At 61.7% G+C, this 12,087-nt stretch carries 8 protein-coding genes; 2 read left to right on the forward strand and 6 right to left on the reverse strand.

Annotated elements, in window-relative coordinates; translation table 11 throughout:
• Positions 1-453: 453 nt before the first annotated feature.
• Both ACP7C6_RS28390 and hmpA read right to left on the reverse strand, forming a co-directional pair.
• Positions 454-960, reverse strand: a complete 507-nt coding sequence (locus ACP7C6_RS28390) for a disulfide bond formation protein B (RefSeq protein ID WP_010206438.1) — start codon at positions 958-960, stop codon at positions 454-456.
• 210 nt (positions 961-1,170) lie between these two features.
• Positions 1,171-2,352: an NO-inducible flavohemoprotein gene (hmpA, locus tag ACP7C6_RS28395; RefSeq protein WP_305382727.1), complete on the reverse strand. Its 1,182-nt coding sequence runs from the start codon at positions 2,350-2,352 to the stop codon at positions 1,171-1,173.
• 147 nt (positions 2,353-2,499) lie between these two features.
• Between hmpA and norR the strand changes: the two genes are divergently transcribed.
• On the forward strand, positions 2,500-4,023 hold the full coding sequence (norR, locus tag ACP7C6_RS28400) for a nitric oxide reductase transcriptional regulator NorR (protein WP_028617884.1): 1,524 nt from the start codon (positions 2,500-2,502) through the stop codon (positions 4,021-4,023).
• Positions 4,024-4,069: 46 nt separating this feature from the next.
• Here norR and ACP7C6_RS28405 read toward each other — a convergent pair whose 3' ends face one another.
• The gene (locus tag ACP7C6_RS28405; protein ID WP_028617885.1) at positions 4,070-4,969 is read right to left on the reverse strand and encodes a DMT family transporter; all 900 of its coding nucleotides are present in this window, start codon (positions 4,967-4,969) and stop codon (positions 4,070-4,072) included.
• A gap of 138 nt (positions 4,970-5,107) precedes the next feature.
• Between ACP7C6_RS28405 and ACP7C6_RS28410 the strand changes: the two genes are divergently transcribed.
• Positions 5,108-5,983 carry a helix-turn-helix domain-containing protein gene (locus ACP7C6_RS28410; protein ID WP_122683429.1) on the forward strand — a complete coding sequence of 292 codons (876 nt, stop codon included), beginning with the start codon at positions 5,108-5,110 and terminating at the stop codon, positions 5,981-5,983.
• On the opposite strand, the gene ACP7C6_RS28415 is transcribed toward ACP7C6_RS28410, so the two are convergent.
• The 3 genes from ACP7C6_RS28415 to ACP7C6_RS28425 all read right to left on the reverse strand — a co-directional run bounded on the left by ACP7C6_RS28415 (position 5,980) and on the right by ACP7C6_RS28425 (position 11,898).
• Positions 5,980-8,481, reverse strand: coding sequence for a LuxR C-terminal-related transcriptional regulator (locus ACP7C6_RS28415; RefSeq protein WP_426109540.1), 2,502 nt, complete (start codon positions 8,479-8,481; stop codon positions 5,980-5,982). The genes ACP7C6_RS28410 and ACP7C6_RS28415 overlap by 4 nt on opposite strands.
• A 241-nt stretch (positions 8,482-8,722) precedes the next feature.
• Positions 8,723-10,081, reverse strand: coding sequence for a DUF1329 domain-containing protein (locus tag ACP7C6_RS28420; protein WP_038842226.1), 1,359 nt, complete (start codon positions 10,079-10,081; stop codon positions 8,723-8,725).
• Between the two features lie 26 nt (positions 10,082-10,107).
• Positions 10,108-11,898, reverse strand: coding sequence for a DUF1302 domain-containing protein (locus tag ACP7C6_RS28425; protein ID WP_426109541.1), 1,791 nt, complete (start codon positions 11,896-11,898; stop codon positions 10,108-10,110).
• Between the last annotated feature and the right edge of the window lie 189 nt (positions 11,899-12,087).

Genomic DNA, 12,087 nt, shown 5'->3' on the forward strand with positions numbered 1-12,087 from the left:
TCTTATAAAGAAATAATTTTTATCGATTACAGCAATAATCCTTCACCAATATTGCAAAGGTTCGCGATCTTATCGTGTTCGATTCTCAACAAAAACCACAAAAAATGCCGTGTTATAGGGCGACCCGTCGCAGCCCATATGGGCTGTAAGGGTAAGCCAAAGCGATGCAAGCCCCCATAAAACAAGGCATTCGGACATCACGCAATTGCTGACGTGGCCTGAGGTTCCTGGCCTCGCCGGAACCACGAACTGACAGCACATCTTGGCCGTTTTATGCAAATTTAAGCGGCCGTTCGGCGGGTCAGAAACGTCCTGCGGCAGCTTCCGTGTGACAACATGTCGCACACTGCGCGCACCTAAAATTGTCCGGCGTCACGTTCTATTCACAAATCCCTACAAACAAAAACGCCCCGGCCGTCCCTCACGAAGGACCGGGGCGTTTCAGGGATGGGCTCAGGCTTTGCGCTGGCGATTCCGGTAAATCCCCAACGGCACCAGGATCACCGTCAGCACGAACGCAACCAGTGCCCACTGCGCCAGGGACAGACCCAGCACGGGCGGATACGGGGTGCTGCAGAAGCCATCGACCTGGAACCCCAGGGGGAACACTTTGGCCAGTGGCAGGTCATCGACGATCGGTTGCAGCACATCAATACCGCAACTGACCTGGGGGAAGAACTGGGTGTACACGTGGTGACCGGCTGCGGCCACACCGCCGAGGGCGCTGAGTATCACCAGCCCTTCGAAAAACGTGAGCGCCCCTTTGGTGCGCATCGCCGCACCGATGAACGCGAAGATCGCGATCAACAGCAAGGCGTAGCGTTGCAGGATGCACAGCGGGCACGGCGCCTCGCCGAGTACCACCTGCATGTAAAGCGCACCGCCGATCAGCGCCAGGCAGATGATGCCCAGCAACACCAGAAAGCGCCGCTCCCTGCCTAAACGCAATTCGTCACTCATCACCGTTTCCCTTTGTTTGGTTGTGCCAATGGCCGCAAGTTTACACACAGGGAGTGGTTTAAACAGAGGGGGTTAACGGGGGATTAACCTGGAGGAATAGATAAGCAAATGTGGGAGCGGGCTTGCTCGCGAATGCGGTTTGTCAGTCGACCTGTAAGTGACTGATCTATCCCATTCGCGAGCAAGCCCGCTCCCACATTTTTGAGCGTGTTATTCCAGCGCCGCAGCCGGGCCGAAGAACTCATAACGGCTTTGCTTCTCGGGTACACCCAGCGCCTTGAGATGGCGCTTGATCGCGCCCATGAAGCCTTTCGGGCCAAGGAAGTAGGCATCGAGGTCGCGCTGCTCGGGCAACCATGCCGCCAATTGTTCCTGACTCAGCAAGCCGACCTTGTCCGCCGCCGGGCTCACGCCATCATCTTCGGCGTAGCAATAGAAACGCTTGAGCTGTGGGTGCTTGGCCGCCAGGGCATCGACCCAATCACGGAACGCATGCACCCCGCCGTTACGCGCGCAGTGGATGAAGTGCACCGGGCGCTGGGTAGCCAGGGCCGCTTCGAGCATCGGCAAGGTCGGCGTGATGCCTACTCCACCGCTGATCAGCACCAGCGGTTTGTCGCTGGCCGCCAGGGTGAACTCCCCCGAAGGCGGAAACAGGTCAATAGTCGCACCGACGTGCAGTTGGTCGTGCAGGTAGTTGGACACCCGCCCGCCGGCCTCGCGTTTGACGCTGATGCGGTACAGGCCCGAATCGGTCAGGGCTGACAGCGAATAGTTGCGGCGCACTTCCTCGCCATCCAGCACCAGTTTCATGCCGATGTATTGGCCCGGTGCAGCGGCAAGAATCGGACCGTTGTCCACCGGGGCAAAGTAGAAGGAGATAATCTCGTCACTCTCCACCACGCGCTTGACGATGATGAACGGCCGCGCCCCCCGCCAGCCACCCGGGGCCTGCGCTTTCTCTTCATAGATCGCCGCCTCGGCGCCGATCAGGATGTCGGCCAGTTGGCCGTAGGCCGCGCCCCAGGCGTTCATCACCTCGGGCGTCGCAATCTCACTGCCTAGCACTTCGGAAATCGCGCGCAGCAGGCACGCGCCGACGATCGGGTAATGCTCCGGCAGGATCTGCAGGGCCACATGCTTGTTGATGATCTTGGCCACCAGGTCGCCCAGTTGGTCCAACTGGTCGATATGCCGCGCGTACATCAACACCCCGTTGGCCAAGGCGCGGGGTTGGTCGCCGCTGGCCTGGTGGGCCTGGTTGAACAGCGGGCGAACTTCCGGATACTCGGAAAGCATCATGCGGTAGAAATGGGTGATCAGCGCTTCGCCGCCGCTTTCCAGCAGGGGCACGGTGGATTTGACGATGGCACGGTCTTGGGCACTAAGCATGGGAGCCTCCTGGGCTTCTTTACTGATTGCCTTTACCTACTCAGTATTCGTGCCAACAAATAAATCTTTTAATTTCAATAAGTTATGCAATTTGTAGTCAGTATGACTTCCTGCAACGTATAGTCGTAAGGACTACAAGGAGTCATTATGACTGCGCAATCGCTGCTCACCACCCTGCTGCCTCTGGTCGCCGACCTGTCCCGTGAACTGCCCGAAGGCGAGCGTTATCGTCGTCTATTACAAGCCATGCGCGCCCTGCTGCCCTGTGACGCCGCCGCGCTGTTGCGCCTGGACGGCGAATGGCTGGTGCCGCTGGCCGTCGACGGCTTGAGCGCAGACACCCTGGGCAGACGCTTCAAAGTCAGCGAACACCCGCGCTTCGCCGTGTTACTGAGCAGCCCAGGCCCTACGCGGTTTGACAGTGACAGCGAATTGCCCGACCCCTACGACGGCCTGGTCGATGGACTGCACGGGCACCTGGAAGTCCACGATTGCATGGGTTGCCCGCTGTTCGTCGACGATCAGCCCTGGGGCCTGCTGACCCTGGACGCCCTCGACACCGAGCGCTTCGAGCGCGTCGAACTGGACGCCCTGCAAGCCTTCGCCAGCCTCGCCGCAGCCACCGTCAACGTGGCCGAACGCATCGAACGCCTGACCCTGCGCGCCGAAATCTACCGCGAGGCCAGCGGCCAGCAGCACAAGGAGATGATCGGCCAGAGCAAACCCCACAAGCGCCTGGTGGAAGAGATCAAACTGGTGGGCGGCAGTGACCTCACTGTGCTGATCACCGGCGAAACCGGAGTTGGCAAAGAACTGGTGGCCCAGGCCATCCACGCCGCCTCAACCCGCGCCGATAAACCGCTGATCAGCCTCAACTGCGCCGCCCTGCCGGAAACCCTGGTGGAAAGCGAGCTGTTCGGCCACGTACGCGGGGCCTTTACCGGCGCGTTGAACGAACGTCGTGGCAAGTTCGAACTGGCCAATGGCGGCACGCTGTTTCTCGATGAAGTGGGCGAACTGTCGCTGACCGTGCAGGCCAAGCTGCTGCGAGTACTGCAAAGCGGTCAATTGCAACGCCTGGGCTCGGACAAGGAACACCAGGTGGACGTGCGCCTGATCGCCGCCACCAACCGCGACCTGGCTGACGAAGTGCGCCATGGTCGCTACCGCGCCGACTTCTATCACCGCCTCAGCGTCTACCCGCTGCAAGTGCCGGCGCTGCGCGAGCGCGGGCGCGATGTGCTGCTGCTGGCCGGCTTTTTCCTTGAGCAGAACAGGTCACGCATGGGCTTGGGCAGTCTGCGCCTGACCAGCGATGCCCAGGCGGCGCTGCTGGCCTATAACTGGCCAGGCAATGTGCGGGAGCTGGAACATTTGATCGGACGCAGCGCACTCAAAGCCTTGGGAAACTGTCGCGAGCGTCCGAAGATTCTGAGCCTGAACGCCCAGGACCTGGATCTGCCCGATGTCAGTGCGCCGGTGATCGACGAACCGGTCGATGCGGTGCCCAGCGTGACCGGCGACCTGCGCCAAGCCACCGAACACTATCAACGCCAGATCATCAGCGCCTGCCTGGAGCGCCACCAGCACAACTGGGCCAGCGCCGCCCGAGAACTGGGCCTGGACCGCGCCAACCTAGGCCGCATGGCCAAGCGCCTCGGCCTCAAATAACCCCACCCTCTGTAGGAGCCGGCTTGCCGGCTCATACAGTGATGGGTCAGGCCAAGGATTGTGAGGCAACCACGACCGGCTTGGGCTTACGAAACACCAACACATTGCCCAGCATCACCAACACCAACCCCGCCAGCGCTGGTGCAGTCCACTGGTACCCTTCGGCAAATGCCGAGACGTTCAACGCCACCACCGGGAACAGCACCGTGCAATACGCCGCACGCTCCGGCCCCATACGTCCGACCAACGTCAGGTATGCAGTAAAGCCGATCACCGAGCCGGGAATCACCAGGTACCACAGCGCGCCGATGTACCGCGCACTCCAGTCCATCTCGAACGGAATCCCACGCACCACGCAGTAGGTCGCCAGCATCAACGAACCATACAACATGCCCCAGGCATTTGTGGTCAGCGGTCTCAGACCGGCCTTCTGTTGCAGGCTCGAGAGCATATTGCCAGCCGAGAAACACATCGTCCCCAGCAGCGCCAATCCCAAACCGAGCAAGGTTTGCGGGCTGGCGGTATGCCCCACCAGTTCCGGCCAGAACAGCAGGCCCAAGCCCATCAAGCCCAGCCCGCCGCCCATCAACACAGTGCGCGCCACCCGCTGGCCGAAAAACACCCGGGCATTAAGCGCATTCCACAGCGTGGCCGTGGAAAACACCACCGCCACCAACCCGCTGGGGATCCATTGGCTGGCCGTCAGGAAACACATGAAGTTCACGCAAAACAGGCACAGCCCCTGGGCCAGGCAGATCAAATGCCCGCGCCGGTTCATCACCTGCAACTTGCGGCTGACCAGCAACAGCGCAAACAACACCAGCGCCGCCAGGCCGAAGCGATAGACGATGGACACAGGAATCGCCACCACGCCCAGTTGCCATTTGAGGGCGATCCAAGTGGTGCCCCAGATCAGCACGGTGAGTAAATACAGGGAAAGGTTCATAGCGGGCTCCATCGATTGAGCCACAGTGTGGCCTGCGATTCATGGCGCGCTCTTGCACAATCTTGCGCTTTTGTCGGACGGTGGGCGCACAGCACTCAACGCGCGGAGTAGGATGCAAGGCGTCGGAGAGTACGAACCATGCCTGATCTGGAATCCCTGCACGTCTTTCAAGCCCTTAACCGCTCGCCCAATGCACGCCTCGAAGCCTGCGCCGAGCTCGGTGACGGCTTGTCTGCGGCTTTGTGGAGCAACCATCACGATGCCCAGGATTACCAGGCTCCCAGCCATCACACCTTGTCGTGCTACATCGGCGGTGGCACCGGCACCTTTCGGCGTGACCAGCCGGGCACCAAGGGCGGGCCCGACAAGTTGTGCATCCTGCCCGCCGAGCATCAGTCGGCCTGGGTGATCAACGGCGAAATCCGCCTGGCCCATGTGTACTTCAGCCCGGAGCAATTCGCCCTGGGCTGCGTCACCCTGCTCGACCGCGAACCGCGCACTCTGCAATTGCGCGAAAGCACCTTCCTGGAAGACGCCAGCCAGGCCCGGCGCTTTCACCAGTTGATCGCGCTGAACTGGCACGAGCCCGCCGAGCGCCTGCTGACCAGTAGCCTGGCCCATGAAATGCTCAGCCACACCCTGCTCAGCCAGGTCGGCGCCCGCGATGGGCTGCGATTGAAAGGCGGGCTGGCGGCGCATCAGCGACGGCTGTTGGTGGACTACATCGACCAGCACCTGGAAGACCCGATCAGCCTGGGCCAGCTCGCCGGGATGTGTGCGCTGTCGGAATACCATTTCGCGCGGATGTTCCGCCAAAGCTTCGGCCTGCCGCCCCACCAATACCTGCTGGCGCGCCGCCTCACCCGTGCCCAGGCCCTGCTGCGCAGCAGCGCCCTGCCCTTGAGTGAAATCGCCTTGATGTGCGGTTTCTCCAGCGCCAGCCACTTCACCCATCGCTTCCGCCAAGCCATGGGCGCCACGCCCGGCGAGTACCGACAGGCGTTTTGCGCCTAGGTCATCAACCCCAACGTCTTGGCCTTGGCCACGGCTTGCGTACGTCGCTCCACGCCGAGCTTGCTGTGGATACGCCGCGCGTGGGTCTTGACCGTATGCAGGGAGATAAACAGCCGGTCGGCGATTTCCAGGTTGGAATTGCCCAGGGCGATCAACTGCAGGACTTCCAACTCGCGCTGGCTGAGTGGGCTCTCTACCGTTCCCGACCCTGGCGCTTGCGGCTCCATGCCCAGCTCACTCAACAACCCCGGCGAGCGCAACCGCAGTTCGCGAATCGCTTGCTGCACTTGGCAGCGTGCCGCCAACGCCAGCCCGGTTTGCAGCGAGCGGCGTGCCAGCGCGCAATCACCGACTTGCCAGGCCACTTCGCCCAGCACCAGGTGCAGCTCGGTTTCCAGGCAGAGCATGCCGCGCTGATGGGCGGTCTCCAGCAAGGCCGTGAGCCGCTCCACCGATTGATCGGCGCAACCCAGTTTGACTTCCGCCAGCACCAGCAGGTACTCCAGGCGCGGCACCAGTTCCAGAGTGGCCGGCGGTGCCTGTCTGGCCTGGGGCCCACGAAAGTGGCGAAGCACGCGGCGCACCGCTTCCACTGTCAATTCGGCACGCCCCTGCTGCAACCAGAAATGCCCGCTGACCAACAGCAACACCGCGCGGTACACCGTGTCGGGCACCTGACGCTGTTGCATCAGCCGCTCGGCGTCGCGCAGTTGCACAAAGGCCTGGGCGTAATCGCCACGGTTGGCGGCCAGCAGAGCCAGTCCAAGAAATCCGTAAAGCACGCGCTTGTCCTGGCTGTGCAGGCACATCTTCAAGCCCGCCTCGAAACACTCGGCAGCCAGGCTGTCCTGCCCTTGCCGCAACGCCAGGTGCCCGCGCCGCAGGGCGATGCGCCCGACCAGAGGCCCGGCCTTGAGGCGCTGCTCGAGCAGCATCGCCTGCACATTCTCCAGCAGGCTTTGCGCCCGATAAGGAGCGCCACGCTGCTCCAGCAGTTGCGCGTGATCCAGCTCCAACAAGGCTTCGAGCAGCAACGAGCCGTGGGCACGGGCCAGGCACAAGGCTTCGCGGCTCAGGGCCTGGGCCACGTCCAGTTCACCGCGCAACAAGGCTTGCTGGGTCAGGCCCGAAAGACACATCAACCGCGACGTCCAGGCGCTGTCGGGCAAGGCTTGAAGCGCTTCGAGGAAGTGTTCGCGAGAACGTTCGGCATCGCCACCCAGATGCAGCAGCCAGCCCCACTGCGCCTGCCAGCGCGCCAGCAGATAGCGCTGCTGCGCCGCTGTCGGTTGCGGCGCGAAGCGTGCCAGTTGATGGATGCATTGCGCGGCCTGCTCGAAGCGCCCGGCGAACAGCAACGCCGCGGTCAACAGCCCGACCAATTGCGCCGAACCGAGCATCAGTTCGTCGCCCTGCTGTTCATGCAGGCGCAACAGCAGCATCGCGTTCTGCTGGCGGAACAGGTCTTCGAAACTGAAGTGCTGCAACAGGCTCACCGCCACTTCATATTCTTCGGCGAGCAAGGCTTGTTCAAATGCGGCCTGCCAGTCCTGTTCGGCGGTGAACCATTGGCAGGCGCGGCGATGCCATGAACGCTTGGCCGGCCAGGGCTCATCACGCAGCAAATGGGAGAGCGGAGGAAAAACCTGCAACCAGTCGGTGTCTTCCCAGGGCTGGATAAACGCGCCGAAGGCCTGCAGATCGTGCAGGTACTGATCACCGTCGCCAAAGCCGAACAAGTGCTCGCACAACCCAGCGTTGAAGCGCGGCAGATGGGCCAGCACGCGCCAGGCTTCGGCCAGTTCGGGTGGCAAGGTGCTGAACAGTTCGTGTTGCAGGTAATCGAGCAAGGTCTTTTCCGGGTGGCCGTCCCCCAACAAGGCAATGCGCGCGCCGGCACACCAACCAGCACTGAACTGCAACACGCTGTCGACGGATTGCCCCGGGGCATGAGTGAGCAAATGCTGGATCTCGACAGGGCTGAACGCCAAGTCTGCGCCGCACTCCAGCAACTCGTCGTCGAGCAGCAACCGCGGCCAATTGCACAGTGGCCGACGCCGCGCGCCCAGCCACCAGGTCAGGGCTGGACTGCTGGCGGTCAACAGGCGATCGAGCAAAGCGTCGGTGTCCGGCGCGGACAAGCGGCAGAAGTCATCGAGGAACACCCACGCCGGGGCCTGCCAACGCGCAAGGTCCGACAGCAGGGTGGCTTCATCGGTGAACGGCAAACCCAGGTTCTGCGCCAAGCGCTGGCAAAGATCGACGGGGCTCAGGGCAACGCCATTGAGCGGCAGCCAGTACACCGGGCAATCCTTGGGTGCCTGCAACGCGCACTCGGCGAGCAGCGCACTCTTGCCACTGCCAGCCGGCGCGCAGAGCAACTTGACCCTGACCTGCGCCGCCAGCAAAGGCTCGGCCAAACGTGGGCGCAATAGATGGTGGGCGGACAGCCGAGGCATGAATCCAGGACGGTCCAGGCAGCGTGTCATGGCGGTCATTGCTGCATCCTGCTTTTTTATTGTTATGCAACGTGGCGCCTACCCTAGTCCTGTGGTCGGCGGTTGTTGAAGAAGTATTCAGCAGGGTGATTTCCAGCCATAAAATTCAAGGTATCCACAACCCAATGTGGGAGCGGGCTTGCTCGCGAAGGCGGCGGATCAGTCTATGAATTCGGTGACTGACACTCCGCGTTCGCGAGCAAGCCCGCTCCCACATTGGACCTGCATTTTACATCAAGGATCAACGAACCCCTTCGGCCCTCAATGCGGCCGGGGTGTAGTCCGCCGCCTTGGCCGCGAAGCCAAACACAAAGCTGCTCTTCTCCTCATTCTTCATGCCCAGCGCGATGTAGCGCCCGGCGATGATGTCGTAGAGGGTTTCCACGGTGTAGGCCGGAGTCTGGTGGTCGTAATAGAACTGCGCATGACCTTCGGCGACACGCCACAGTTGACCACGGCCGTCGTAGTGATCCACCAGCGCCACCTGCCAGCTGTCCTCGTCGATATACATATGGCGCTTGGCGTAGATATGCCGCTCACTCGGCTTGACCGTGCCCACCACTTCCCACACGCGGTGCAGCTCATAGCGGGTCAGGTCCTGGTTGATATGGCCGGCCTTGATGATGTCGTCGTACTTGAGTGTCGGCTGGTCCAGCTTGTAGCTGTTGTAGGGGATGTACATCTCTTTCTTGCCCACCAGCTTCCAGTCGTAGCGGTCCGGAGCACCGGAGAACATGTCGAAATTGTCCGAGGTGCGCAGGCCGTCGGAGGCGGTGCCCGGCCCGTCATAGGCGACTTGCGGCGCGCGGCGTACGCGACGCTGGCCGGCGTTGTAGATCCACGCCAGGCGCGGCTCCTTCACTTGGTCGAGGGTTTCATGCACCAGCAGCACGTTGCCCGCCAGGCGCGCCGGGGCCGTCACCGACTGTTTGAAGAAGGTCAGCACGTTGGCCGCCTTGGCCGGGTCCATGTCCGGGATCAATTGCGGCACCGCCACTTCCTCTTCGAAGCGGATCGGCGTGTAGCTGCCGTTGGTCTGCGGCGTGGCCTGGGTGATGATGCGGCGCAAATTGCCGCCGTGGTAGCGGGTGATGTGGTTCCACAGCACTTCCACGCCATTCTTCGGAATCGGGAACGCGTAGTAGCGGTTACCGGTGAAACCTTCCAGTCCATTGCCGTCGTTGATCGGCTTGACGTTCAGCGCGCTGCGCTTGATCGACTCGTAGATCTCCGGCGGCAGGTTGACCGTGCGGTGGGTTGGGTACACCGGAATTTTGTAGGTCTCAGGGTAACGCTTGAACATCGCCACCTGGCCGTCGGAAAGTTTGTCCTTGTACTTGTCGACAGTGGCCGCGGTGATCACGAACAGCGGTTTCTCACTGGCGAACGGGTCGGCGAGGAAGCCTTTGCTGTCGACGGCGCCGGCATTTTTAGGAATGCCACCGGTCCAGGCCGGGATTGAGCCGTCGGCGTTGCCGGCTTTTTCGGCGCCGACCGGGGTCAGGGTCGTGCCGAGCTTGGCCGCCTCTTCCGGCGACACCGCTGCCATCACGTGGGTGGCCAACAGGCTGAGGGCCAACACTGCAATTGTCTTACGCATGGATGCTTGTCCTTCTTTAAGCCAGGTCAGAAGTTCGCGCCGAAGCTGAGGGCGAGGAAGTCGCGGTCGGTCAGGGTGTTGTAGTCGCCGCCGAAAAAGTCGGTGTAGCTCAGGCTGGCGGTGTAGGTGCTGCGGTAGTCCGCGTCCACGCCGATGCTGATGGCCTTGGCGCCTTTGTTGAACAGACCATTGGGGCCGTAGCCGGCCACGTCATGGGACCACGACAGGTTGGGCTTGAGGTTCACCCCGAAAAGTGCATTGTTGTAGTCAAGGATCGCGCGCGCTCGGTAGCCCCAGGAATTGGCTGTGACAAAACCGTCGGTGTCGCCTTGAAAACCATAGGCACCGTAGACCGAGTCGCGGCCGTAGCGCAGTTTGGATTTGTCTTCCAGCCCGGCGACGTGCACGTACGCAGCCTCGCCAACCAGCGTCAGGCGTTCGGCCCCCAGCACCTGGTCGAAGAACTGGGTCATGGTGCTTTGGATCTGCGTGATTTCCTTGCGGCGGTAGCCTTTGTTGTCGTCGCCAAAGTTGCTGCGGATCGGCGAGGCCAGTTGGCCTGCAACCGGGTTGATCAGGGCCAGGGTCAGGTCGGTGGTGTTGAGTTGCACGGGGGCATTGGGGCGATAGCTGATCTCGCCGGTCCAGGCCGTGCCGGTAGGCAAGGTGGTGGAGAAGCTCGCACCGAACAGGCGGATGTCTTCCGGGTAGTCGAGGTAATACTGGCCACGACCGAGCATCAGGCTCTGGACCAGACCTGCACCCGAGCCGGGCGCGATGCCATTGGCTGCGCCGGAGATCGCACCGAGCCTGGCCAGGCTTGTATTGTTGGTGATGGTGCCCACCGTCGGGGTGCGGCTGTGGTAGTTCATGAAGTACAGGCCGTATTCGGTGTCATCTCCCAACCAACGCAACGCCGTACCGAACTGACCACTGTCACGGGCATCACGATCCCGTGCACGCTGCACGATCACACCTTCACGGGTCACTTGAAAGCCCTGTCCAAACGCGGCGGCTACAGGCTGCAACGGCGCAATCGCCGGGTTACCGACCGTGTAGTTGTCATTACAGCCGTGGGCCGCCACATCCCCACCAAAGAATGTGCCGCAATTATCCAGTACGGTATTTTCCCAGTTCAGTTGGTAAAAACCTTCCACTGTCAGCTGGTTGGTCAAGCTCTGGGAAGCGAACAGCATATTTACCGGAATCAGCCCTTCCTTGATCTCCGCACCGGGGCGGCGAAAGGCTGAAACGTCGATGGGGTTGATGCTGTTGATGGAGTTACCGATAAAAGTGCTCTCGCCCCAACTGACCACTTGCTTGCCCAGCCGCACGTTCCCTGGCTGATCGCCAATGGAATAGTTGTGATAGACGAAGGCATCGAGCAATTCGTAGCCGGAAGACCGCGCGCCTTCATCGCGGTGGTGATTGCTGATCTGTTTGAATTCGCGATCTTCATCCTGCAACTCGAAGTCGTACCAGTACTTGCCCCGAACGAACACGCCGCTGTCACCGTACTTGAGTTCCAGGTCGTGAATACCCTTGAAGATCTTGGAAAAGGTCTCGCCCTTCTTGAAGTTCAGGCGCCCGTCATCCCCGGTAGACGCCTGGCCAGTGCCGCCGTTGACGGTGCCCACCAGCTTTTTATCGGCGTCGCGCATGCCCCAGCTCGCGCCCACCGACAGCGAGGAGTCGAATTGCCCTTCGATCTCGCCAATGTTGAACGAAACAGCCTGTGCCTGGGCACAGCACCCCAACGCAACCGCAGCGGCCAGCGCCTGTGGCCTGAAGATGGCGCGCATTGTTGTTCTTGTCATGCGTCTTCCCCGGTGAGTGACAGAAGGCCCCACCCTACTGCCGCCCAACGGGAGCGATAAGCGCACCAAGGAGGGATTCGTGTTGTCGCCCAAAAGGATGACACGGCGCTCTGGCCTGGGCTCCGGGCGCAGGCATGCATTAGGTGGATGGAGGGTTATCAGGGGGATGTATGGAGGACTGCGCAACTG

It is taken from the genome of Pseudomonas sp. TWR1-1-4 (assembly GCF_049897165.1).
GTDB classification, from domain to species: domain Bacteria; phylum Pseudomonadota; class Gammaproteobacteria; order Pseudomonadales; family Pseudomonadaceae; genus Aquipseudomonas; species Aquipseudomonas canadensis.